Genomic DNA, 23,938 nt, shown 5'->3' with positions numbered 1-23,938 from the left:
GTGGGTGAAGTGCGGCGCGAGGCGGCGGATCAGCTTGGTCTGCTGGGAGTCCACCGCATACACCTGCTTCGGCGCCGCCGGCGCGACGTGGTGGGCCTCGTCCAGGATCAACAGGTCGAACGTCCGGGGGAAGGTCGGACCATCGACCGGGAGCACCTCGTCGAGCAGCCGCCCCGCCTTCGGCCCCCGCAACCACGGCAAGCTGACGATCGCGAGCGGGTAGACGTTGAAAGGGTTCGCGGTGCTGCCATGCTCACGCCGGACCAGCGCACACCGCTCGGTGTCGACGATGGTGAAGTCGAGGCCGAACTTCTCCGCCATCTCGTCGCGCCACTTCACGGTGAGGCCGGCGGGGCAGACGATCATGATCCGCTTGGCTCGGTGGCGCAACAACAGCTCCTGCGCCACCAGGCCCGCCTCGACCGTCTTGCCCAACCCGACATCGTCGGCGAGCAGCAGGTTCACGCGCGGTGCGTCCACCGCTCGCGCCACCGGCTCCAGCTGGTAAGCCTCGACCGCGACCCCGGACCGAAATGGCGCCTGCAAGGTCTTGACGTCGGCGGACGTCACCGCCGACCAGCGAACGGCGTCGAGGAACGCTGCCAGCCGCTCCGGCGGGTCGAAGCCGTGCTCGGTCACCTCGGGCAGCGAACCGGCAGGAAGGATCTCACCGTCTGGCTCGATCTCCCAGATGACCTCGAGGGTACCGTCGTACCGGCCGCCTTCGACGCTGCGCAGCTCGACCAGCGTGTTCCCCGGCGCACGGTCGACATCACTCACCACCCAGCGCTCACCGCGAACCGCCACCAGCGCCCCGACAGCCAGGTCTGCGTCAGCCATGGATGGAACCCTGCCCCCTCCCCAAATGCCGCATGAGCAGTGTGCCAGGAACACCAACGCAGCGTGAGGGATCCGTCATGAAACATCGGCCAGCGGCTCACGACGATACAACCGGTGCCGCCCGCCGCGACGCCGAACCACGCGACTACTCAGGCGTCAACGCCAGCCGCTCGAACGCGCGCAGCCCTCGAACGGCAAGGGTCAGATCGCCGGGACAGGTCACCCCAGTGATCTGCTCGAACTACGGGAGGTGGTTGAGCACGGAGTCAACAGCTCGCGGAGCAGCAAGGAATCCGGCCAGAACACCCCGAGCAACTCGTCCATGCCGACGCCCTGCCGAGCACGATGGCGCCATAGATCTCCAGAACATGGTCGAGATGCGTCGTGTCGTCACCGGCCATCTCGAACAACAACAGCTAACCGTAGCTGGCCAGACTGGCAAGTACCCGGGCTCGGTGAAATGAAGAGCCAGCCACAGCTTTCCATCCAGGTGGCCAGTCACGACTCGAACCAGCTGTCCTGGCCTGAGGCGCATGATCTCCACCGGACTGACCTTGGTCGCCACCGGCTGTTGTTCTGCATGGCCGTGGACACTGAGGGCCGGAGTCGAGGAACACAGGAATGGGCGAAGAACCCATATGGCGACTCGGTGCACCCCTCGGGTGCACCTCACCCAGCACAACCGCGTCGAACCGCGCCGGACCCGATCGTCCATCCCAGCGTTGACCTGCGCTGTAGGCATTTCCACAGGTCAAAGACGGCCTACCAAGCTGGTTCGATTCCCGTCGCCCGCTCCACTGCGATATGGGCTCTGACCTGCGGTCTTGTCGCCTAGCCTCTCGTGAAGCGGTTCCGTTGGCGCACCTATGGGTGCACGGATGATCACGGACTGCCGCTTGGCGGTTGGCTGTGCTTCGCCTCGCCGGGAGCGGAGCAAGGGTGTGGTGCCACGGCGTTCTTCGAATCCGCAAAGACTGCGGACGTCTCACTCGCACCCACCTCGAGAGCAGCAATATCGTGCGGCAGCGACCAGATCGTACAGGAATGGAGGAAACCAAGGAGCTCACCAGCGCGATACAGCTGCTCCGCCGTGCTCTCGAACTGCCGAATGCGGTACATCCGCTCGTAACAGGTGAGGAGAGCTTCCGTGCCATAGTGCGTGCTGTCGGTCATTTCGGTTGCTCCGTCGAGTCGGTGGCGGCGTCCAGCAGGAGCCGCAATGGCCGTTCCAGCCAGGTGGCTGCCGCATCGAGGTACTCGGCGGTGCGTGCACCGTTGAGCACCCGGTGGTCGGCGGACACGGTCAGCGACACCGTGCCGCCCTCGGCCGGCGGCCGGATCCTCCCCATCGCCACCACGAGACTCTGCGGTGGAGACACCAAGGCGGTGAAGTGATCGATGCCGAACGGGCCGAGGTTCGAGAGGCTGCAGGTGCCGGTGTCCGCCTCGGCCGACGTCAGCTGGTGGGTACACGCAGCGTCGACCACCCGACGACGTTCCTCGGCGAGTTGGGTGCGTGTGCGTCCGGGAACGTCGTTGATAACGGGTTGTAGAGCTCCCCGCCGACGGCCACCAGCATGTTGACGTCGACGGTGCGCCTGCGGATCAAGTGGTCGTCGGCCAACCTGCAGTTGACCTCAGGAACATCGTCGACGGCGAGCGCCAATGCACGGATGACCAGGTCGGTCACCCGCAGCGGATGGTCGGGCCAGTCACTGCGCACCTCGCTCACGAGCTCGAGCGCGGCGGCTACCGCCACCCCTCTGGTGAACTGGTACTGCGGTATGGCGGCAGACGCCGCGACCTGTCGGACCATCGCGAGGTGACCCTTGCCGAGCGGCACCCGCACGGACTCATCCGGTGCCGGTCCGGTCGCCGCCGTGTCGTCGCGCCGGCGATGCCTCGTGCGGCCGGCTCCAGTCTCGCCGGTCGAGCGGCAGCGCGACGGTGCGTTCCCCCTGTGACGGCGGGCTCGGCACCTCGGCTTCGGCAGCGGGAGCTGGTGTCACGGGTTGCGGTGCCTGATCGCTCGGCACCTCGTCGGTACCTTCGTCGGCCCTTGCCGCCGCTACCCAGGCAAGGACCGCCCCGGCCGCCACCTCGGTGCCTGCCGGGTAGGCGATCCCCGAGATGACACCGTCGGCCGGGTTCTCCAAGTCGACACCGACCTTGTCCGTCTCGATGGTAGCGACTGGCCGCCGCCAACGCGGCGGAGCGCGGCGAACTGGGACACACGCTGGTCCTTCTCACTCTCGCGCTCGGTACCTGCCACTTCGTGCTGCTGCACCGTGTCGACTTCGGACGGGTCTGCCGGTGGCGTCCCGCTGGGCATTCCGTTCGTCGTCTTCCCGCTATGGGCACTGCACCTGGTCGCCACGGTTCGAGGAGGCGCGAAGGCGACCAACAGCACGGCAGTCTCTTGGCCGTCGGTCCCGATCTTTCGCAGCTAGCGTCCCAGCGTCAGGACCAGGCGGGAAGCTGTTGCAGCGCCCAGCGGTTGCCGTCGGGGGCGCTGAAGTACACGAACCGTCCCCACGGCCGATCGTCGACATCACTGGCCTCGACACCGCGGCCGACCAACTCCGCACGGACCGCGTCAGCATCTGCGACCACCATCTGCAGGTTGTCCAGGGAGCCTGAGTCCATCGCGGTCAGTCCCTTGCCGAACGCGATCGAGCACGCCGATCCCGGCGGGTCATCTGCACGAAGCGTACTTCGCCGCTCACGGTGTGGTCGTGGTCCGCGACGAAACCCGCCTTGAGGTAGAACGCCTTGGCCCGGTCGACGTCACTCACCGGAATGCCCACCGGCTCAAGTCTCATATCCATGCCGATGATGGTAAGCGCCATTCGTGCCGGTAACGGTCCACAAACGGACAGAGCACAGACGGTGGCCGGTACCCTCCGATCCGTAACCTCGTGGTCTTCGACTCGAAGGCCGACCGCTTCGCAGCGAGAACGGACGGTCACCACCCAGGTTCCCAGTGGTGGGCAGATCTACCTTCCGCCGATACCGAGCTGCCCGAGGCCCTTGAGGAAGGCGTTCCGCATGGAGATGAACAACAAGACGATCGGCACGGTGGCGAGCACCGAGGCGGTCAGGACGAGGTCCCAGCGAGGGCGGTAGAGGCCGACCATCGATGCAATGCCCACCGAAAGCGGGAAGTTCTGCTCACTACGCATCACAATGAGCGGCCAGAGCAGGTCGTTCCACGACTCGAGCGAGAACAGGATGGCAAGGGTTCCGAGGGCTGGCTTCACCATGGGCACCACGATGCGGAAGAAGATGCCGTATTCGGAAACTCCGTCGACACGAGCGGCGTCGAGCACGTCCTGCGGGATGCTGAGCATGTACTGGCGCATGAAGAAGAGCCCGAAGGGGTGCGCGAGCAGCGGAAAGATCACTCCCAAGTAGGTGTCGATCATCTTCAGGTTGACCATCAGGATGAACAGCGGGATCAACAGCAGGTGGAACGGCACCATCTGGGAGGACAAGATCGAGACGAAGATGGCGTTCCGGAACCTGAACCTGAACCGTGCCAACGGATATGCCGCCATCGTGACGACGATCAACGATCCCAGTGTCGTCCCGACAGCGAGGATCACGGAGTTGCCGAACCAGTTCAAGAACGCCGTCTCCGCGAAGAGATTCGCATAGTTCTCGGGCGTTACTTCCGTGGGGAGGAACTTGTCCGAGTCGGCGAGAATCCTGTCCGCAGGACGTGCCGAGCTGACGAGCAGCCAGTAGAACGGGACGAGGAACAGCATGGAGACCGCTGCGACCAGTACGGTCGGTACGAACCAGTCAGGTAGAATCCTTGGCCTGGCCGCGCTCCGCTCCCGGGTTCGTATCCTCATGGGCCTGCTCACTCCTTCTTGAAGAACCCGAAGAGCCTGAGCTGGATCACTGAGATGATCATGATGACCAAGGCGAGCACCACTCCGATCGCCGCGGCATACCCCAGCTGGAACGAAGTGAACGCAGTGCGGTACAGGAGAACGACAATGCTGAGGCCACCGGCCCCCGGGCTCTGACCGCCCGTCCACAAGATGAACGGTTCCACGAAGAGCTGGAAGCCGTTGATCAGCGTCAACACCATGACGAACAAGATGATCGGCTTCGACAGCGGCACCGAGATATACCAGAAGCTCCGTATACCCGACGCACCGTCCACCGCAGCGGCGTCGTACCAGCTCCCGCGGGATGTTCGCCAGGCCGGTCGTGAAGTACAGGATGTTGAGGCCTACCCACCGCCACGTCGCGAGAATGAGCAACGCCGGAAGTGCGAGATACTCCGACTCCAGCCAAGCCGGCTTCGGCAGCCCGACCGACGCGAGAGCGGCATTCAACGGGCCGTCCGTGCTGAGGAGCAGCTGGAACACGACAGCGACGACGACGAGCGAGGTGAGCACAGGCAGGAAGAGGATGGTTCGGAACCCGTGCGCATTCTTCACGCGGCCGGAGTGCAAGACCGCCGCCAACGTGAACGGGATGACGATGAGTATGGCTAGGGTACCCATCGCGTACATCGTCGAGTTCGACATTGCCTTGTAGAATTCGCCATCCCGCGCGAGCGCCTGATAGTTCCCCAGGCCCGTCCACTCACTGTTCCCGACACCTTCGATGTCTTGGAGACTCAGCAGGACCGCATGAATGATCGGCCACACCCGGAAAACGAGGAACAAGGTAAGGAACGGCAGCAGGAAGGCCGTCGTCACCACCGCCGGGCGTTCGACGAACGATCTGAGCCTCGCTACCAGCGTCATCTGCGAAACCATCGGGCCACGCCCTCGACCGCGTCAGCTCTTGCGTTCGATGGTCTCGACCGCGCTTGACAGCTCGTCGTTGACGGTCGCGCCCTTCTTGATGACGTTGAACGCCACCGTCTCGTTGACCAACTGCACTGCTTCCGGGTACCTCGATCCGGTGTACTCGGGAGTCAGCCGGTCGAACATCTTCGCGAGGTCCTTCATTACTGGCTCGTCGCTGAACCAGGGGTCGGCCTTGCCCAGGGCTGGGTCGTCGTAGACGTCCTCGCGGTACGGGTCGAAGCCGAGCTCGGTCCAGATCTTGACCTGCGCGTCGTGGGTGAGCTTCGCGAACTCGATGAAGTCCATCGCGACGTCGAGCTTCTCCTCGTCGATGTGCTTGGTGATGGCCGTGCCGGTGCCGCCGCCCATGGTGCTCACGGCCCCGCCGTCCGAGAAGCTCGGCATTGGTCGGACGAGGATCTTGCCCTTGGTCTCGGGCATGAAGTCCTTGAACCGGATCATGTACCACTGGGGGTACCAGACGCAGGCATACTTGCCGGCGTTGAGCGCCTTGTAATACGCCGGTAGGGAGTGGGCGCCGCCGGGAGGAGTGGTTGCGATGCCGTGCTTGTGCACCATGTCGGCGCCCAGTTGGACGGCGTCGATGTTGGCTTGGCTGTCGAGGATGAGCTTGTTGTTCTTGTCGTAGATGCCGCCACCGTTCTGCAGCATGAGGCCGAGAAGCGTAAGCCTGTTCTGCGACTCGACCGTGGTCATCCATCTGCCGGTCTTCTTCTTCACCGTCTTGCCGGCCGCGATGAAGTCGTCCCAGCTCTCGATACTGTCCGGGTCGACGTTGGCGGCCTTGAGAATGTCGGTGTTGTAGTACATGACGTAGGAACCGAGATGATAGTCGACGCCGTACTGCTTTGCGTCGAACTGGTACGGGGCGAGGCGGGTCTCGACGAGGTTCTTCCGGTGCTTGTCGACAATCTTGGTCAGGTCGTGGAGCTGGATCTCACCGCGGGTGAAGCTGCCGAACTTCGCGATCTCGATGTCGACGACGTCCGGGGCGCCCACGCCTGACTGGATCGCAGCGAGCAGCTTCTGGTGCATCTGGTCGTAGTCGTACACCGTCGATTTGACGGTGATCGATGGGCCCTTGGTGGCCTTGTTGAACTCCTTCGCCTGCGCCTTCATGAACTCGGCATGGGCGTCGACGAAGGTCCAGAAGGTGAGCTCCACGCGGTCGGAGCTGCTTTCCCCTGAGCCGCTGCATCCTGCTAGGAGCGCGGGCAGCGCCCGCACCGGCGCCAAGGGCGAGGAACTCTCGGCGGTTGACACCACGACTTGGCTGAGACGTCATCGTCCTGCTCCAATCTCGATGTCGAGCTGCGTGTAGGAATGGGGTGCGAACTCGTACTCGAACGTCCCTGCGGACGCGTCGAAACGAGACTCGACCACATCCACTGCCGCCCGCTCGTCGAAGCTGTTCTTCGCTCGTGGACTGTCCCCCTGTACGCTCCGGCTCACCAAGCCGACCGGCTCGGCATCCCCGAGTGAGACCGTCGCCTTGACGGCTGTCTCGGACGACCTGTTCACGACCGAGACCACGACGCGCTGCCCGCTTCGATCCCGGGTTGCCGCGACGTCGAGGAGGGCGAAGGGCCCTAGGTCCGCGATCCGATACTCGCGGCGTTCCGGTTGCTCGGGATCGGCGTACTCCACCGTGTCGCACTCCACGTGCGCGTCGAGCGCGACCTCCTGGCTGTGTTCCGCGGCAAGGCGCAACGGGTGGTAGATGGTCTGCAGGAACAGGCCGTCCGGGTTGGTGAAGATGGGCGCGATGACGTTGACCAGCTGCGCCAGGTTCGCGATCTTCACCACCGACCATCGCGGCCCTCGGGCCCGGCTGGCTGTCCGTCGCCCACGGCCCGAACGAGTGCGTCGGTCTCGACCAGCTCGACCAGGCCGAGCGGCTCTACGAGCGCCTCGCCCACACCTACTTGGGTGGTGGGTCATGATGGCGGTACGACCTATCGTGGGGAGCAGACTGCGATGACGCGAGACGTGCCACCATCGGGTTCCGCACGCAACCTCGTCCGCGCGTTCGGCCTACTCGACATCCTGGCCGACTCACCCGAGGGCCACACCCTGGCAGAGCTGGCCGGTGCCGCCGAGCTGCCCGAGGCGACCGTGCACCGGCTGCTCTCGGTGCTCGCGGACCTGCACGTCGTCAGGGTCGGCAGCGGCGGGCGGTGGCGGGTCGGGCGGCGCTGCCTCGAGCTCGGCGCCGCGTACCTCGACTCGATCGAGATCAGGTCCGAGGCACGCGACCTGATGCAGCGACTCACCGACGAGACCGGCGAGACGTGTGCGCTCGGCGTGCTCGACGACGACCGCGTGGTCTACGTGGAGAAGATCGACAGCCCGCACGCGGTGCGCATGCACTCGGCAATCGGCAGGAGCAACCCGGCCGCGACGAGTGCGCTCGGCCGAGCGATCCTCGCCTGGTCGGCCGACGCCGTCGTCCAGCGCGTGCTCGCGTCCGGCATCCCGTCGCGCACCGAGAACACGGTGACGGACGTCGCCGACCTGTGGGCCGAGCTCGCGCGCTGCCGGCGCCGCCGCTACAGCGTCGACGACGCGGAGAACGAGCCCGGCATCCGCGGCGTCGGCGCCCCGGTCCTCGACTACCGCGGCCACCCGGTAGCCGCGCTGTCGGTCGCCGGCCCCGAACAGCGCGTCCCCAGACGGCGGCTGCCGAACCTCGGCGCCGCAACGGCGTCCGCGGCCACCGAACTCTCAGCACGCCTCGGCTACTCCCCCCGCGTCCACCAAACCGTCACCGGAGAACCAGCCCACTGACCCGGCCGCTCGTGCTGCGTTCATTCTCGCTCTGGTGGTACTCCAGGGCCTCAGGAATGTCCTGGAATTCGAGGAGGTCGCCGCTGAGTGCTGCCAGGTCGTCCCGGACCTCGGCGGGGGTGACGTAGAAGAACTCGCGGCGACGATTCACCAGGTTCACCCGTTTGCTCTCGAGCCGTTGATGCATCTGAGACTCCAGGCCTACGGCGTCCTCGGAGAAGAACAGAGCATGCACGTCGAACTTGAACGGAACCGACGCATCACCGAGCTCACGCACGCGGTCGAGCGGATCGAGCCTTCGAGTCATGCCGACCTTTACCACGCCCTCGCCAAACGCCCCGACGTTCGAGATCACATAGACGTATCCGGCTCGGACGTTCGCCGCTCGATAGTCGACGTCCTGGATCGCTACAGCGATCTCGTCGAGGTGTTCCCGGAGTACCGCGGCACCCACGTCGTCATTCTTGGCCAGTAGGGCGCGCATCGCATTCTCGTAGTGAGCTTGCTCCTTCTCGAGCTTCGCCCGTTCCCGCTCGAACTCGAGCTGCGCCTGGCGTTCCTCGCGAAGCCGGGTCTTCTCCTCGCGTTCGCGTTCCTTCTCCTCTGCGAGCCTCTCCGCGTGATCGGCAGTGAGTTCCAACTCTTTGATCCTCAGCTGGTGGTACGGCTCGGCAATGGCGATGTCCATGGTGGAACCGAGCTTTGCAATACTGACCGCAACCTTGGTCAGGCGATCGATCGCAGACTCCAGCTTGTACGGTTTGAGCCCACGCACGAGGTTATCCGCCTCTGCCTTGTACGCGCGTAGCAAGAGCTTGGAGAAGCCGCGCACCATCTTCCTGCCCTCAGTGAGCGAGCCGTTCACGGTCCAGCTAGTGGTAGCGCGTACGGCTCCGCCGTCCCTGTGCGTCGCGGTTCGTATCGCATCCTTCAACCGCGACAGTTCGGCCTGATAGGAAACAGCGTCATCGAGCGGATGCCGGTACTCGTAGACCCCGACTTCCTGGAGCAACGCCATTTCCTCTGTGACCACCACCTCCTGCTGAAGCTCGGCCAGACGCTGAGCAACCTGGTTCCTCTGCTTCACCAGAAGGCGCAACTCCTCCTGGCCCATGGCAGCCGCCTCCCTCGCCTGCGCCTCCAGGCGGGCATGCTGCGCAGCGATCTCGGAGTTGAGCTGATCGCGCCGTTGCCCCAACTCGACGGCATCGAGCGCTCCGAGTCGCTCCAGCTCGGCTCGGAGCCGAGCAACCTCCATCCGCAATGACTCAGCTTCCTCGGCCAGCTCCTTGGCCTTGGACCGCGCACCGAACCGCGGGATGGACGCATCGTTGGGAGGCATCGCCGGGCCTGCTGGCAGGACCGAGGTGCCGTCAGGCATGACCCACAACTGCCATCCGACAGGTGGAGGACCCCAAGCAGGGTGCGGCTGCCAACCTGGCGGCGGCGTCCAGCCAGGCGGCGGCGCCGGCCAGTTCGGCGGCGGGTTGAACCGCAACTCCACGACGATCACTCCGCACACGAGACTGGCACCGAAGCAAGGGCCGCCCTGCTCGCGGTCCTTCCTGAGCACGGTCTTCGCCGAGGGTGACGACGGCCGGAATGTGGCCCTACGTGAGGCAGGCATCGACATGGCGGCCTTCGTCCAGGCCATGCTCGGCTACGCGCAAGGTCCAGCCTGTTTGACGAACCAACAACTAGATGGTGACGCGGTCGTAGGTCCTCAGCGTCCGGGACCAACGTCCCGTTCCCTTGGGCGCGGGCCGCGGCTGCCCCTATCGTCGTAGCCGATCGGAAGGCCGCGATGGGAGAATGTGGACATGACAGACGAGCACGGCCACGATGCGTTCCACCGGCGGCTGCACCACATCGCTCCCACCCGGTTGCGTTCGGACACCGCTCAGACGTCGGGGATGCGCAGGGTCGAGGCGATCAGCGGCGAATCGGTCGGCTCGCAGAACCTCTGGATGGGGCAGACCCACGTACCCGCACACACCAACTCGGGCAACCACCATCACGGTCACTCGGAGACCGCCATCTACGTCGTCAGCGGCCACCCCGTCTTCGTCTTCCTCGACGAGCACACCGGCGAGGAGACCAGGCTGACGACCGCACCAGGCGACTACGTGTTCGTGCCGCCCTATGTGCCGCACCGCGAGGAGAACCCGGACGCCGCCGAAGAAGCGATCGTCGTCATCGCCCGGACCACCCAGGAGGCGATCGTCGTCAACCTCGACGACCTCAGGCGCATCTGACCAGCGGTAATGCGTGGCTGCCGGCAGGAGGCTGGGGGAGCGTGTAGAACGGGAGGATGGAGGTCGTCAGCCGTCAGCGACGCCGTGCCGGCCGCGACGTGAGTCGACGGGTGGTGGCGCTCGCGCTCGGGGTTTGCCTGGTTACGTCCTGCGGCGGCGGGGACCCGGAGGGCGAGACCGAGCCGACCCGCTCGGCGAGCGGGGCACCGACGTCGTCAGGGGACGGCGGGCGGACACGGTCTCCGGACTCGCAGTCCACCGCCAGCGGGCTGCCGACGATGCCGGCGACCGGCGATGCGGCCACACTCGCCCGCCAGATCGGTCGTGCTGCGGCGATCTTGCGGGATCGAGATGCCCAGGCGGGCGACGTACGTCGGGCGGCGGAGTTCCAGCAGCTGGCCGTACACACCCTGGCCGCGGCGTCCGGCGGGTTTCGCAGGGAGGTGACGGACCGGCTGCCTCCAGGGACGGCGCGGGTCACCCGGAGCGACGTCAGAGCAGCCAGGTCGCTTCGCACACTGACCGACCCGGCGCGGACGCTGCCGCGCTGGCGCATCGTCGCCGCACCTCCCGCGACGGAGCTCCTCGGCTACTACCGGGAGGCGCAACGGCGTACGGACGTGCCGTGGACGTACCTGGCGGCGATCCATCTGGTCGAGACGCGGATGGGCCGCATCCGCGGCACGAGCACCGCCGGGGCACGCGGACCCATGCAGTTCATCCCGTCGACCTGGAAGTTGTACGGGGCCGGTGGTGACATCAACGACCCACGGGACGCGATCCTCGCCGCCGGCCGCCTCCTCGAGGACAACGGCGCACCCGACGACATGGCCGCCGCGCTACGGGCGTACAACCCGTCAGACGACTACGTGCGTGCGGTCACCGAGCACGCCCGTACGATGCAACGATCGGCGTCTGCCTACCACGGCTACTGGCACTGGCGCGTGTTGTACCGCCACACGCGGGGCACCTACGTGCTGCCCGTCGGCTACCCGGACGAACGCCCCGTACGGCTGCCGGAAGACTAGGATTCCGGCAACGTCGCTGCTCTACCAAGCGGTTCACCGCGGTGAGCTGACGAAGAAGGACGCGGACCGCCGGCTCGACTACGTACGGAGGCTACGGATCCGGCTGCTCGGCGACCGCGTCCTGCAGAACGTCGCCTGGAAGATCGCCGACCAGCTCGGGTGGTCCGATACCTTCGCCGCCGAGTACATCGCCCTGACCCAGCTCCAAGCCGATGCGCTCATCACTCTCGACGAAGAGCTCGCCGAAGCCGCGAAGGATCTGGTCACGACGGCGCCCATCGAGGCCCTGGATTCATAGCCGGCCGAAGGGCGCAGCCGCTGCCTAGCCGTTCTCGGCGTGTTCGGTGAGGGCGGTGTGGATGCGCCCGGCTACGGTTGCGAAGTCGTCCGCGCTGTTGGCGTGTGGGAACTCCTCGTCCGGCACGGGCACGCCGAGCATGTCGGCGAGCGGCTGCCAGCCGTCGCCCGGTTGCCATTCCACCAGCCGGTCCTCTGCTATCACGGCGCGCACCTCGGCGAGGTGCTCTTCGTAGTAGTCGACGGCGGCCTGCTCGTCGTTGGCGATCCTGGCGAACACCGTGAAGCCGCGGCGCATCATCCGCGCGAACGGTGCCGCCTCCGACACCTCCAGCTCGCCGGCCAGCGCCTTCCTTACGTTCGGCAGGATCGTGTTGTCCATACTCCGCCACCACGCCTGCGGCGAGTCCCGCTTGGACAGCAGGACCGGCGCGTCGGGAAACGCCTCGGCAAGCTCCCGCCAGTACATCGACGCGGGAAAGTCCACGGCGGCCGCGTAGTCGGCGAAGAACGCACGCAACTCGTCACCGTTGACACCGTCGCCCGCACGGGCCCAGAAATCCAGGTGCTCGGGATGCTCGCCCAGCTCGACCATGTGGTAGCACGGCCCACCAGCCAACCGCGGCAACGCCGCCTGCAACGACGTCGTCCCCGTCCTGGGCAGCCCAGCCCCGATCACCCGCAACGCCACGACGCACCTCTCATCCCCACGGCCGACAGCTATATCGTCTCAGCTCGACGTCGTCTGAAGGGCCATTTCTACCGCGGCTGCTACGTGGAGGCGGGTGGTCGGGAACACGGGGACCGGGCTGTCCGGTTGGCCGACGAGGAGTTCTATCTCGGTGCAGCCGAGGACTACGCCTTGCGCTCCTGCCTCGACCAGCCGTTGGATCACCGTGCGGTAGGCCGCTCGGGAGGTCTCGGTGACGATGCCGCGGCAGAGCTCCTCGTAGATCACGTCGTGCACCACCGTGCGGTCTTCCGGCTCCGGGGTCAGCACGGTCAGGCCCTGGTCGGCGAGCCGGTCACGGTAGAAGTCCTGCTCCATGGTGAAGCGGGTGCCCAGCAACCCGACCGTGCTCAACCCCGCCGCGCGTACGGCGGCCCCGGTGGTGTCGGCGAGATGCAGCAGTGGAATGCCGACCGCCGTGTCGATCTGCTCGGCGACCTTGTGCATCGTGTTCGTGCACAGCACGACGAAGTCCGCGCCGGCCGCCTCGAGTTGCTTGGCCGCGTCCGCGAGCAGCACTCCGGCGTCGTCCCAGCGGGCACTGGCCTGCAATGCCTCGATCTCGGCGAAGTCGACCGACACCAGCACGCATCGGGTCGAGTGCAACCCGCCCAGCCGCGCGGCCACCAGCTCGTTGGCCAGCCGGTAGTACTCTGCGCTGGACTCCCAGCTCATCCCGCCCAGCATGCCGATCGTCAACATGGGCTCATCGTCTCAGTACGCGCGGCCGAAGACGAGTCGTTTGCCGTACGCGGATGGTTGGCCGCAGCGGACGCACGGGCCTTCCGCACTCTCGGCGTCGGCCGGGATGACGCGTGGGGTGGCGGCCGTGGCGGTCTTGATGTCGTCCTCGCACGCTTGCCTGCCGCAGTGCAACGCGCGGGCCCAGCCGGTCGCGACCGTCTCGGCGAACTCCTGCCAGGTGTCCACCGCGGCGGTTCGCTGGTCGCGGAACTCGGTGGCGCGCCGCAGCAACAGGTCCTGGAAGGCGGTCAGCTCGGCGCCCAGCCGGGTCGGCGCCGTCTCCAACGAGACCGGCGTCTTCCCGTCGCCGAGCCGGGTGGCCATCAGCGCGGTGCCTGCCGCCAGGTCCCGCGGTCCGAGCTCCAGCCGGATCGGTACGCCGCGCACCTCCCAGTCGTGGAACTTGTAGCCGGGCGAGAGCTGCGGCCGGTCGTCCACATACGTACGGATGCCTGCCTCGCGCAGCCGGCCGGCCAGCTCCCCGGCGGTCCGCAGCACCTGCTCGCCGCGGCCGATCGGGACGATCACCACCTGGTACGGGGCGAGCGCCGGCGGCAGGACGAGCCCCTTGTCGTCGCCGTGCGTCATGATCACGCCGCCGATCATGCGGGTCGTCATGCCCCACGAGGTCGTGTGGCACGGCCGCAGCTCGCCGCTGTCCGCCGTGTACCTGATGTCGAAGACGTCGGCGAAGTTCGTGCCCATGTAGTGCGACGTGCCGGCCTGCAGTGCCCGCCCGTCACGCATCATCGCCTCGACCGTGTACGTCCGCCTGGCACCTGGGAACCGTTCGCCGGCCGTCTTCTCGCCGGCGATCACCGGCATGGCGGCAACCTCCGTGCACACCCGGGTGTAGAGGTCGAGCGAGAGCAGGGTCTCCCGCATGGCGTCCGCCTCGTCGACGTGCGCCGTGTGCCCCTCCTGCCACAGGAACTCCGTGGTGCGCAGGAACATCCGCGGCCGCATCTCCCACCGCACCACGTTCGCCCACTGGTTGAGCAACAGCGGCAGATCCCGGTGCGAGCTGATCCACCTCGCCATCATCTCGCCGATGACGGTCTCCGAGGTCGGCCGGACGACGAGCGGCTCCTCGAGCTCCTTGCCCCCTGCATGCGTCACGACGGCGAGCTCGGGCGCGAACCCCTCGACGTGCTCGGCCTCGCGCTTGAGGTAGCTCTCCGGGATCAGCAGCGGGAAGTACGCGTTGACGTGACCGGTCTCCTTGATCCGCCGGTCCATGTCGGCCTGCAGCAGTTCCCAGATGCGGTACCCGTAGGGACGGATCACCATGGTGCCCCGCACCGGGGCACGGTCGACCAGCTCCGCCTTGAAGACGACCTCGTTGTACCAGGCGGAGAAGTCCTTGCTCTGCGAGGTCAGTCCGCGTGCTTCGCGTGCCACACCCAGAGGCTAGGCGAACCTGCCCGCCGACACATCCTGGTTTTCGCCCGCCCGACCTGGTCAGCCCGGACGCACCGCACCGGTGTAGTTCGACTGGTAGTAGCTGCTGGTGATGTCGATGGTCTTCACGACGTCGCCGCTCGACGGTGCCGCGATCATCTTGCCACCTCCGACATAGATGCCCACGTGGGAGATCGGGTTGTAGAAGAAGACCAGGTCACCCGGCTGGAGATTGGACCTCGCGACACGGGTACCGCTGTCGTACTGCATCTGCGACGAGTGCGGCAGCGAGACGCCCGCCTGGCGCCAGGCCATCATCGTCAGCCCCGAGCAGTCGTACGAGTCCGGACCGTCTGCGCCCCACACGTACGGCTTGCCGAGCTGGGCCTCGGCGAACGCGATGACGTCCGCGACCTTGCCGCTGGTGGCCGGCGCGTCGTTGGACGGCTCGGGAGCACGCTGCTCGGTGTCGCGGCTCGCCCGTTGCTCCGCCGCGCGTTCCCGTTGCTCCGCAACCCGCTCCTTCAACTGGTCGAGGAGCTGCTTCTGCTCGCCGAGCTTCGCCTCGATCTTGGTGCGGGTCTGCCCGATCGTCTTCTTGATCTCCCGCTTCGCCGTCAACGCCTTCGCCGCGGTCGCGCGCTGCTTGGCCAGCTTCTTGGACGCATCGGTGAAGACCGCCAGCTGCCGCTCGCTCCGCTCGGAGAGCAGCTCGAGGCTCGTCGTCATGTCGAGGACGTCCTGCGGCGTCTCCGCAGAGACGAGCGACGCGACGTCGGTGGGGCCGTTCATGTAGGCGGAGCTGGCGCGGGCCGCCACCTGCTTGCGCAGGCGATCGACGTTCGCCTCCTGCTTGCGGATCCGTTTGGCCACCGCGGCCGACTGCCGCTTCGCCGCGGTGAGATGGATCTTCGCCACGTTGTACCGCTCGGCGAGCTCCCCCACCTTGCGGCCGAGGGCGTCCACCTTGCGCTGGGCGGTACGGAGATCGTCCTGTGGATCGGCCTGCGCCAGGCCGGGGGTGGTCACGGCCACCAACGCCACCACGGCGATCACGGTCAGGGCCCGTCGGAACAACGACGCGCCACGGGATCGGGGGGTAGGGGACACGGGGCGATTCCTCATCTCGTCTCGCCTACCGGCTCGCGGCCCCCCGGCATCGCGATCGACCGGTTTCGCCGCAGGAGGGGCGTCCTGCGACGGTGCGGCGGGCCGGTCGCGCCGCCCGGGGCAGGCGACAGGACTAACGATCCGGCCTCGGCACACCGTAGTAACCATTTCGTGACCTGGTCAACGAATCGGGCGAATTCCGTTGAATCCGACTTGCACCTTCGTTACCCACCGCTATCAGGGGTGACCACGATGGCGAACCGCGCACGGCCGGTCACGGTGTCCGAATGGTGCCGAATTGGCAACACGCCGGCGGCTACAGTCGGGGGCGAACCAGTCCTCTTCGGCCCAGGAGGATGCCCCCGCATGTTCCCCCGTACGCGGGCCGGCCGGCACGCGAGAACCCCTCCGGCCGCCGCACGCCCGCGGCTGCCCCTCCAGCGTGCGCTCGCCGCCGTCGTGGTCGCAGTCGTCTCGGTCGCCTTCCTGGTCGCGCTGGTCGTCCGCGTCTCGGTCGAGGCCGGCGGGGCGCGCAGCTCGACATCCGCCAGCCCGGACGTGCGGTCGACCAAGGCCGCGCACGGGCCGAACCCGCGCTGGCTCTTCGCGCCGCCGCTCGCCGACGAGGAGATGCACACGCCGTCCTCTCGACGGACCACCGAAGGCAACCGCGACGAGCGGACGCGGCGAGCGACGCGATCGCCGGATCCGACGACGAGTGCGCCGGTCGCCACGAAGTCACCGACGCTCAGGGACCCGTCGCCACCGTCGAGTCGAAACACGAGAGCCTGCAAGTCGCACCCGCGGAAGGACCGACGCTGCCCGTGACGGTCACACCCGGTCGGCGCCGATCTCGATCAGCGCGCGGCCGAGGACACCGCCGGACGCCGTCGCCGCGTACGCGTCGGCCGCTGCATCGAACGGGTAGTGCGCGGAGATGAGGTCGGCCGGGTCGAGCGCACCGTCCGCGACGACGTCGAGCAACGCCGGCAGGTCGCGCCTCGTACGTGCTGCGTAGCTGCCGACGAGCCGCAGCCGCCGCCGGACGAACGGCACCAGGTCGATCTCGCCCGGCGCGTCGGTGCCGGCGAGGCCGGACACGACGACCCGCCCGCCGACGCCGGCGAGCCCGACCGCCTGCCGCAGCGTCGCCGCGGTGCCGATGGTGTCGAACACCACGTCGGCGCCCCGGCCGTCGGTGGCGGCGAGCACGGCGTCGCGTACGTCGTCCGCCGTGCCGTGCGCCGTACGCGTCGCGCCGAACCGCTTCGACACCTCGAGCGCCTCGGGCCGCAGGTCGACGGTGATCACCTGGCCCGCGCCCCGGTGCGCGGCAAGCGCGGTGACGCACAACCCGACACCGCCGACCGCGATAACCACGGCGGTCTCCCCCGGTTCGAGCTGCGCGGACCGGTAGACGGCGCCGTACGCCGTGAGGCCGGCGCAGCCGAGTACGGCGGCGTCCGCGAGCCGGACGCGGTCGGGCGCCGCCGCCAGGGCCGTCACCGGCAGCGCGGTGTGCTCGGCGAGCCCGCCGACACCGGAGCCACGCACCTGCGTGCCGTCCGGCAGCAGGAAGCGCGGCCCGCCGCGCAGGCTCACGCCCTCGGTCTGCATCCGCCTGCGGAACACCAGGCAGTCGTCGTCGCGGCCGCGTGCGCAGTCGGTGCACTCGCCGCACGGGACGAGGAAGCCGCACACCACGCGGTCACCGGGCGCGAACGCGTCGACGCCAGGGCCGACCTGCTCGACCACGCCGGCGATCTCGTGCCCGAGCACGTTCGGCACGGGTACCGTGCCGTGGCCCTCCAGCTTGTGCACGTCGCTGTGGCAGGCACCGCAGGCGGCGACCCGCAACAACACCTCACCCGGCCCAGGCGCAGGCACGAGTACGTCCTCGATCCGCAGCCCGGCATCCTTGCCGCGGAACACCGCGGCCCTCGTCGGCGTGGCCGTCACGACACCTTCACCGCCTCCGGCTCGGCGGCGTCCAGGCGGGCCCGGTACGTCTCCCGCAGGCCGAGCGTGCAGGCGACGGTGACCACGAGCGCGCCGGACATGACGCCAACGAGCACGCCGACGCCCCCGGTCGCCGCGACGAGCGCGGCCGCGACGAGCGGTGTCGGGCCGCTCCACAGGGCGCCGGCGAACTGGTAGCTCACCGAGATCGCGCTGTACCGCATGCGTACGTCGAACGACTCGGAGAGGAACGACGCCAGCGTGGAGTACGTCGGCGCGTGCCCGAGCGCGAGCACCAGGCTGAGGGCGAGCGCCGTCAGCCCGAAGCTGCCGGTGTCGACGAGCCAGAACATCGGGTAGCCGAGCAGCGCCGCGCCGACCGCGCCGATGATGAACACCGTGCGTCGACCGATCCGGTCGGACATCGCCGCCCACGTGGGGATGGCGACCAGGTCGACGAACGCGGCGAGCAGCAGCGCGAGCAGGCTCTCGGTGCGGGAGATGCCTGCGGTGTCCCTGGCGTACGTCAGCACGTAGACGGTCGCGACGTAGAAGGCAATGTTCACCAGCGCCTGGCTGCCGATCGCGAGCGCCGCGGTGCGCTTGGCGTACTTCAGCACCTCGAACAGCGGGATACGTACCTGCTCCGACCGCTCCTTCACCCGGGCGAACGACGGCGACTCGTCGATGCCGAGCCGGATGAACAGCCCGACGAGCACGACCACGATGCTGGAGAGGAACGTCACCCGCCAGCCCCAGGCGAGGAACGCCTCGTCCGACATCGCGCCGGACAACAGCGCGAAGACACCGGACGACGAGATCAGGCCGAGCGGGATGCCCATCTGCGGGATGCTCCCGTAGAAGCCGCGACGGCCTTCGGGTGAGTGCTCCACCGCCATCAGCACGGCGCCGCCCCACTCACCGCCTACGGCGACACCCTGCACCAGCCGCAGCAGCACGAGCAGGATCGGCGCCCACACCCCGATGGTCGCGGCGGTGGGCAGCGCGCCGACGAGCATCGTCGCTATGCCCATGGCGAGCAGCGTGACGATCAGCACGCTCTTGCGGCCGAGCCGGTCGCCGAAGTGGCCGAACAGCAAGCCACCGACCGGTCGGGCCACGAAGCCGACGCCGAGCGTCGCCAGCGACACCAGGGTGGCGACGGGCGCGGGGAGGTCGGGGAAGTAGAGCTTGTCGAAGACCAACGCTGCGGCCTGGCCGTAGATGAAGAAGTCGTACCACTCGATCGTGGTGCCCACCAGGCTGCCGAGCGCCACGCGCTTCGGCTGGTTCGTCGCGCTCATCGGGACGCTCCCACGGTCGTCTCGGCGATCGTTCGCGCGCAGACCCGGCCGAACACCAGGCCGCGCAGCACCGATGTCGCCCCCGGGTACTTGCCGTAGTAGATGCCGGTGCACTCCCCCGCCGCGTACAGGCCAGGTACGGGACGCTGCCGCTCGTCGAGACCCGGCCACGTTCGTCGACGTCGATGCCGCCGAAGGTGAACACCATGGCGCAGGCGACCGGGTAGCCGACGTACGGCGGGCGGTCGACGGGCAGCGCCCAGTTCGACTTGTCCGGGTCGAGCCCGTGGGTGCGCTTGCCGTCCTTGCGCACCCAGTCGTAGTCGCCGTCCGCGACAGCGGCGTTGAACTCGTCGACCGTGCTGCGCAACGCCTCGGGCGACAGGCCAAGGCCGACCGCGAGGTCCTCGACGGTGTCCGCCCGCACCGGCTGTACCGAGGTCAGTATTCCCCTGGCCTAGTCGGAGATGTCGGTGAGCTGCCTGTCGGTGACGAAGTACGCGGTGCCGTTTCCCTCACGCCAGATCGCCCGCACGGTCTGCTCGTACGCCTCGTCGACGGTGCCCGCACCCTCGTCGACGAAGCGCCTGCCGGCGGCGTTCACCAGGATGCCGTAAGGGAACACCATCACCAGCGCCCCGGGGTCGTTGCTGCGCGGGTCGACCGGCTCGGCATGGAAGTTGTCCCACTCGCCGCTGCGTGCAGCGCCGGCGCGCAACGCCATGGCGATCCCCTCGCCCCTGTTGGCGTGCGCCCCAGGTGCGACGGCGACGAGCCGGTCCGCCTCTGGACCGAGCGCAGCGGCGAGGTCCCCGGGGTTGCCCTCGAAGCCGCCGGACGCGATGACCACGGCAGTGGCGTCCACGACGAACCGCTGCCCGTCGCGCTCCACAGCGAGCCCGGCCACCGCGCCGGCGTCGTCGCGCACCAGGTCGACCGCCGTTGTCTCGTAACGGATGTCGACACCGAGCCGCTCCGCCGCCGCGAGCAGGTGCCTCCGCAGCGCCTCACCGCCGCCGACCGGCTGCAGCCGCGGGCGGGTGCTGTTGACGAAGTACGTGGGCAGCTTCTTGAACCTGGCGCCGTGCCCCTGGATCCACTCCATGGTGTCGGGCACGGCCGCCTGCAGCGCCTCGACGTACGCGCGGCGGGTGCGGCCGCCGGAGAACCCGACGACGTCCTCGACGAACGAGTCCGCCGTCTCGTACACGTCCTCCAGCCGCAGGTACGCCGACGTCCACCTGGTGAGGCCGCCGGCCTCCTGCTCCTGGCATCGCTCGACGAGCACCACGCTGCCCGTGGACCCGAGCTCCTCGGCCGCGGTCACCGCGGCGGAGAGTCCCGCGACGCCCGAGCCCACGACCACGACGTGTGGTGTTGCTGCCATCGATCTTCCCTTCTCGACGTTGAGCGGGTGCACGGGACGTCACGCCCGCGGGTTGAACGGGTCCTTCACGCCCTGCCCGGTGTCGACCCAGACGCTCTTCTCCTCCGTGTACTCCAGCAGTGCGTCGCGCCCGTTCTCCCGGCCGAGGCCGCTCTGCTTGTACCCGCCGAACGGCGTGGCGTAGGAGGACTTGCGGTAATTGTTGATCCACACGGTGCCGGCGTGCAGCCGCGCGGCGACCCGGTGCGCACGCTGCACGCTGCCCGTCCAGACACCCGCGGCGAGACCGAACTCGGTGTCGTTCGCGACGGCGACCGCCTCGTCCTCGTCGCGGAACCCGAGCACCGCGGCGACCGGGCCGAACACCTCCTCACGCGCGATGCGCATGTCGTTGGTGACGTCGGCGAACACGGTCGGCCGGACGAACAACCCGTCCTCCAGGCCGGGTACCTTCGCGGTCCCGCCGCCGGCGACGAGCTTCGCGCCGTCCGCCTTCGCGACCTCTACGTACCTGAGGACCTTCTCGTACTGCGCCTGCGACGCGATCGTGCCGTGTTCGGTCGCGGGGTCGCGCGGGTCGCCGACGGTGATGGCGTCGGCGCGCTCGGCGAGCCGCTTCACCACCTCGTCGTAGACGCCGTCCTGCACGAGGATGCGCGAGCCGGCCATGCAGGTCTGGCCGCTGGCGCCCAAGATGCCGGCGACGATCCCGTTCAGCGCGCCGTCGAGGTCGGCGTCGTCGAACACGATGTTGGGCGACTTGCCGCCCAGCTCCAGCGAGACGCGCTTCAGTGTCTTGCCGGCCTCCGCGGCGATCGCCTGGCCGGTGGCGGTGGAACCGGTGAACGCGATCTTCGCGACGTCGCGGTGGCCGGTGAGCGCGGTGCCCGACGGGTGCCCGAGGCCGGTGAGCGCGGTGCCCGACGGGTGCCCGAGGCCGGTGAGCGCGGTGCCCGACGGGTGCCCGAGGCCGGTGAGCGCGGTGCCCGACGGGTGCCCGAGGCCGGTGACCACGTTGAACACCCCGCGCGGCAGCCCGGCCTCGACGGCCAGCTCGGCGAACCGCACGGTGGACACCGGCGTCACCTCCGACGGCTTGGCCACCACGGTGTTGCCTGCTGCCAGTGCCGGGCCGAGCTTCCAGGCCAGCAGCAGCAGCGGCGAGTTCCACGGGGTGATCGCGGCGACCACGCCGAGCGGCTCGCGGCCGGTGTAGTTCACCATGTCCGTGACGTGCAGCTGGTTGGTCGAGCCGCCGAGTGTGTACGCGAGGCCCGCGTAGTACTCGAAGTACTCGCGCAGCAGCTTCGTCTGGCCGTACATCTCGCGGTGCAGCTTGCCGTTCTCCCGCACCTGCAGCTCGGCCAGCTCGTCGGCGCGCTCCTGGGCGAGCTGCCCGAACCTGATCAGGAAGCCGGCCCGGTCCGCGGCCCGGTAACGGGGCCACGGCCCCTCGGTGAACGCGGCGTGCGCAGAGCGCACCGCGGCGTCCACGTCCGCCGCCGACGCGTCCGGAACCTGTGCCCAGGTCTCCCCGGTCGCCGGGTCGGTGACGTCCAGCGTGCCCGCGGCTGTCGCCTCGACCTGGTCGCCGTCGATGAACAGGCCGTACCTCGTCGGCCGTGTAGCCATGCTGGGTCCTCCCGACCGCACCGTCAGTGTGTGTCGGACTCACCCTAGGGATTGCCAGGCAATCAGGCATCTCAGGTACACTGCCGGCATGCGGGTGATGCGCGTAGTGGCTCCGATGCGCCAGCAGGCAGCCGAGGCGATCAGGCACGCGATCGCGACGGGCGAGCTCCGTCCAGGCGACCGGCTGGTCGACCGCGACCTCAGCGACCGGATCGGCGTCTCGCGCGCCACCCTGCGCGAGGCGTACAGCCAGCTGGAGTCCGAGGGCTTCATCACCGTGACGCCACACCGCGGCGCGACCGTCGCGCGGATGAGCGCCGCCGACGCGGTCGCCGTCTACGAGGTGCGCGAGGCGCTCGAGTGCCACGCGATCCGGCTGTTCGCGGAACGCGCGACGGACGCCGAGCTCGCCTCGCTCGGCGACGCCGTCGGCGAGCTGCGGACGGCGCACGAGTGCGGTGACGTCGACGCGATGCTCGCCGCGAAACAGGCGTTCTACGCCAAGCTGTACGCCGGCGCACGCAACGAGCTGCTCGAGGGCCAGGCGTCGCTGCTGCAGAGCCGGCTGTGGCGGCTGCGCGCGCAGTCGCTGGGCCGGCCGGGCCGCGCGCAGGCGAGCCAGACCGAGCTCGAGGAGGTGCTGGCCGCGCTGCGCGACCGCGGCGGCGACCGGGCCAGCCAGCTCTGGCGGTCGCACATCAGGGCCGCCGCGGAGGCCGCCCTCGCGGACGACGCGGCCACCCCGTCCACCAGCGACGTCGAGTCGGCATGAGCCGGCTGGTGCGGGCCGCCGTCGGCAGGTCCTTGACGTTCGGCGACGCCACCGTCAGCTACGTACCGGACGGCGTAGGCGCACTGATCCCCGAGGTGTTCCTGCCCACGGTCGACTGGCACCGCTACCCGCAGCACCTCGCCGCGGACGGGACGCTGGTGGCGAGCCTCGGCGGGCTGCTCGTCCAGCGCGACGGAAGTACCCTGCTGATCGACACCGGGTACGGTCCAGGGCCCGCGTTCGAGGGTCCGGACGCGACGGCACGCGGCCTCGGCCCGTTTCGCGGCGGCGCCCTGCTCGACAACCTCGCGCAGTTCGGCGTCTCACCGTCGGACGTGGACACGGTCGTGGTCACCCACGTGCACTTCGACCACGTCGGTTGGCTGGTCCACCGCGACCGGCCGGGGCATCCACCGGTGTTCCCGTCCGCGCGGTACCTGGTAGCGGAGCCGGAGTGGGCGTTCTGCCGGTCGCACGGCGACAAGTACGGCCAACTCGACCAGGAGACGTTCTTCGGCCCGCTCGGCGAGCTGGTCGAGACGTTCGCCCGCGGCGCCGAGATCTTCCCCGGCGTGACGGCCCTGCCGACGCCGGGCCACACGCCAGGACACACGTCGTTCGTGCTCGCCGGCGGCGGCCGGGAGCTGGTGGTGGTCGGCGACGCCGCGCACAACCCGGTCGAGCTGGAGCACCCCGAGCACGGCGCGCGCAGGGACAGCGCCCCGGCAGCGGCGCGGGCGTCGCGCGAGCTCCTCGCCGACCTCCTCGCACGCCCGGACACCGTCGGCTACGGCATGCACTTCGCGGACGTCGTACTCGGCACCCTCGACGACGGTCACTGGGTACCCGTCGACGCGTGA

Annotated in this window: 25 protein-coding genes and 1 pseudogene; 7 read left to right on the top strand and 19 right to left on the bottom strand. The window is 68.5% G+C overall.

Annotated features, from left to right (window positions below; all coding sequences use genetic code 11):
* The 8 genes and pseudogenes from GEV07_07280 to GEV07_07245 form a co-directional block, all read right to left on the bottom strand.
* Nucleotides 1–840: helicase (locus tag GEV07_07280; GenBank protein MQA02518.1), on the bottom strand; the 840-nt coding region annotated here is incomplete at its 3' end.
* Between the two features lie 882 nt (nucleotides 841–1,722).
* Entirely contained in the window at nucleotides 1,723–2,013 is a 291-nt protein-coding gene (locus tag GEV07_07275) for a hypothetical protein (GenBank protein MQA02517.1), read from the bottom strand.
* Nucleotides 2,010–2,471 carry a hypothetical protein gene (locus GEV07_07270; protein ID MQA02516.1) on the bottom strand — a complete coding sequence of 154 codons (462 nt, stop codon included), beginning with the start codon at nucleotides 2,469–2,471 and terminating at the stop codon, nucleotides 2,010–2,012. Before GEV07_07270 ends, GEV07_07275 begins: the two co-directional genes overlap by 4 nt.
* Nucleotides 2,297–2,656, bottom strand: a complete 360-nt coding sequence (locus GEV07_07265; protein ID MQA02515.1) for a hypothetical protein — start codon at nucleotides 2,654–2,656, stop codon at nucleotides 2,297–2,299. The genes GEV07_07270 and GEV07_07265 overlap by 175 nt, the downstream gene beginning before the upstream one ends.
* Before the next feature lie 37 nt (nucleotides 2,657–2,693).
* Nucleotides 2,694–3,023 (bottom strand): hypothetical protein, encoded by a 330-nt coding sequence (locus GEV07_07260; GenBank protein MQA02514.1) that lies wholly within the window; start codon nucleotides 3,021–3,023, stop codon nucleotides 2,694–2,696.
* A 277-nt stretch (nucleotides 3,024–3,300) separates the two neighbouring features.
* Nucleotides 3,301–3,668: pseudogene (locus tag GEV07_07255) on the bottom strand (glyoxalase).
* A gap of 168 nt (nucleotides 3,669–3,836) precedes the next feature.
* Entirely contained in the window at nucleotides 3,837–4,709 is an 873-nt protein-coding gene (locus GEV07_07250; GenBank protein MQA02513.1) for an ABC transporter permease subunit, read from the bottom strand.
* Entirely contained in the window at nucleotides 4,706–5,014 is a 309-nt protein-coding gene (locus GEV07_07245) for a hypothetical protein (protein MQA02512.1), read from the bottom strand. The genes GEV07_07250 and GEV07_07245 overlap by 4 nt, the downstream gene beginning before the upstream one ends.
* 29 nt (nucleotides 5,015–5,043) lie before the next feature.
* On the opposite strand from GEV07_07245, the gene GEV07_07240 reads away from it, so the two are divergent.
* Complete coding sequence (locus tag GEV07_07240; GenBank protein ID MQA02511.1) at nucleotides 5,044–5,394, top strand: hypothetical protein; 351 nt, start codon at nucleotides 5,044–5,046, stop codon at nucleotides 5,392–5,394.
* A gap of 245 nt (nucleotides 5,395–5,639) precedes the next feature.
* Here GEV07_07240 and GEV07_07235 read toward each other — a convergent pair whose 3' ends face one another.
* Both GEV07_07235 and GEV07_07230 read right to left on the bottom strand, forming a co-directional pair.
* Nucleotides 5,640–6,836: an extracellular solute-binding protein gene (locus tag GEV07_07235; GenBank protein MQA02510.1), complete on the bottom strand. Its 1,197-nt coding sequence runs from the start codon at nucleotides 6,834–6,836 to the stop codon at nucleotides 5,640–5,642.
* A gap of 117 nt (nucleotides 6,837–6,953) precedes the next feature.
* A complete protein-coding gene (locus GEV07_07230) occupies nucleotides 6,954–7,613 on the bottom strand; it encodes a hypothetical protein (GenBank protein MQA02509.1) in 660 nt (219 codons plus the stop codon).
* A 36-nt stretch (nucleotides 7,614–7,649) separates the two neighbouring features.
* Between GEV07_07230 and GEV07_07225 the strand changes: the two genes are divergently transcribed.
* Nucleotides 7,650–8,459 (top strand): helix-turn-helix domain-containing protein, encoded by an 810-nt coding sequence (locus GEV07_07225; protein MQA02508.1) that lies wholly within the window; start codon nucleotides 7,650–7,652, stop codon nucleotides 8,457–8,459.
* On the opposite strand, the gene GEV07_07220 is transcribed toward GEV07_07225, so the two are convergent.
* On the bottom strand, nucleotides 8,437–10,086 hold the full coding sequence (locus GEV07_07220; GenBank protein ID MQA02507.1) for a DUF4041 domain-containing protein: 1,650 nt from the start codon (nucleotides 10,084–10,086) through the stop codon (nucleotides 8,437–8,439). The genes GEV07_07225 and GEV07_07220 overlap by 23 nt on opposite strands.
* Before the next feature lie 193 nt (nucleotides 10,087–10,279).
* On the opposite strand from GEV07_07220, the gene GEV07_07215 reads away from it, so the two are divergent.
* Both GEV07_07215 and GEV07_07210 read left to right on the top strand, forming a co-directional pair.
* Nucleotides 10,280–10,714: a cupin domain-containing protein gene (locus tag GEV07_07215; protein MQA02506.1), complete on the top strand. Its 435-nt coding sequence runs from the start codon at nucleotides 10,280–10,282 to the stop codon at nucleotides 10,712–10,714.
* 56 nt (nucleotides 10,715–10,770) lie between these two features.
* Complete coding sequence (locus GEV07_07210; GenBank protein MQA02505.1) at nucleotides 10,771–11,742, top strand: transglycosylase SLT domain-containing protein; 972 nt, start codon at nucleotides 10,771–10,773, stop codon at nucleotides 11,740–11,742.
* A 322-nt stretch (nucleotides 11,743–12,064) separates the two neighbouring features.
* Here GEV07_07210 and GEV07_07205 read toward each other — a convergent pair whose 3' ends face one another.
* From GEV07_07205 to GEV07_07190, 4 genes are all read right to left on the bottom strand, one after another.
* Nucleotides 12,065–12,730: a sulfotransferase family protein gene (locus GEV07_07205; protein ID MQA02504.1), complete on the bottom strand. Its 666-nt coding sequence runs from the start codon at nucleotides 12,728–12,730 to the stop codon at nucleotides 12,065–12,067.
* 39 nt (nucleotides 12,731–12,769) lie between these two features.
* Nucleotides 12,770–13,471, bottom strand: coding sequence for an amino acid racemase (locus GEV07_07200; GenBank protein ID MQA02503.1), 702 nt, complete (start codon nucleotides 13,469–13,471; stop codon nucleotides 12,770–12,772).
* Between the two features lie 12 nt (nucleotides 13,472–13,483).
* A complete protein-coding gene (locus GEV07_07195; GenBank protein MQA02502.1) occupies nucleotides 13,484–14,893 on the bottom strand; it encodes a proline--tRNA ligase in 1,410 nt (469 codons plus the stop codon).
* An 81-nt stretch (nucleotides 14,894–14,974) separates the two neighbouring features.
* Nucleotides 14,975–16,192: a hypothetical protein gene (locus tag GEV07_07190; protein ID MQA02501.1), complete on the bottom strand. Its 1,218-nt coding sequence runs from the start codon at nucleotides 16,190–16,192 to the stop codon at nucleotides 14,975–14,977.
* A 198-nt stretch (nucleotides 16,193–16,390) separates the two neighbouring features.
* Here GEV07_07190 and GEV07_07185 point away from each other — a divergent pair, with 198 nt between their 5' ends.
* Nucleotides 16,391–16,852 carry a hypothetical protein gene (locus GEV07_07185; protein ID MQA02500.1) on the top strand — a complete coding sequence of 154 codons (462 nt, stop codon included), beginning with the start codon at nucleotides 16,391–16,393 and terminating at the stop codon, nucleotides 16,850–16,852.
* Between the two features lie 3 nt (nucleotides 16,853–16,855).
* Here the strand turns inward: GEV07_07185 and GEV07_07180 are convergent, their stop codons facing one another.
* From GEV07_07180 to GEV07_07165, 4 genes are all read right to left on the bottom strand, one after another.
* Entirely contained in the window at nucleotides 16,856–18,160 is a 1,305-nt protein-coding gene (locus GEV07_07180) for a zinc-binding dehydrogenase (protein MQA02499.1), read from the bottom strand.
* Nucleotides 17,980–19,287, bottom strand: coding sequence for an MFS transporter (locus GEV07_07175; GenBank protein MQA02498.1), 1,308 nt, complete (start codon nucleotides 19,285–19,287; stop codon nucleotides 17,980–17,982). The genes GEV07_07180 and GEV07_07175 overlap by 181 nt, the downstream gene beginning before the upstream one ends.
* A gap of 457 nt (nucleotides 19,288–19,744) precedes the next feature.
* Complete coding sequence (locus GEV07_07170; GenBank protein MQA02497.1) at nucleotides 19,745–20,674, bottom strand: FAD-binding protein; 930 nt, start codon at nucleotides 20,672–20,674, stop codon at nucleotides 19,745–19,747.
* Nucleotides 20,675–20,713: 39 nt separating this feature from the next.
* Nucleotides 20,714–22,306, bottom strand: a complete 1,593-nt coding sequence (locus GEV07_07165) for an aldehyde dehydrogenase family protein (GenBank protein ID MQA02496.1) — start codon at nucleotides 22,304–22,306, stop codon at nucleotides 20,714–20,716.
* On the opposite strand from GEV07_07165, the gene GEV07_07160 reads away from it, so the two are divergent.
* The gene (locus GEV07_07160) at nucleotides 22,272–23,078 is read left to right on the top strand and encodes an FCD domain-containing protein (protein MQA02495.1); all 807 of its coding nucleotides are present in this window, start codon (nucleotides 22,272–22,274) and stop codon (nucleotides 23,076–23,078) included. The two genes, GEV07_07165 and GEV07_07160, sit on opposite strands and share 35 nt — an antisense overlap.
* On the top strand, nucleotides 23,075–23,938 hold the full coding sequence (locus tag GEV07_07155) for an MBL fold metallo-hydrolase (GenBank protein MQA02494.1): 864 nt from the start codon (nucleotides 23,075–23,077) through the stop codon (nucleotides 23,936–23,938). The genes GEV07_07160 and GEV07_07155 overlap by 4 nt, the downstream gene beginning before the upstream one ends.

This window comes from Streptosporangiales bacterium (assembly GCA_009379825.1).
In the GTDB taxonomy this organism is placed as follows: Bacteria; Actinomycetota; Actinomycetes; order Streptosporangiales; family WHST01; genus WHST01.
This window is presented reverse-complemented; position numbering and strand designations above follow the sequence as displayed.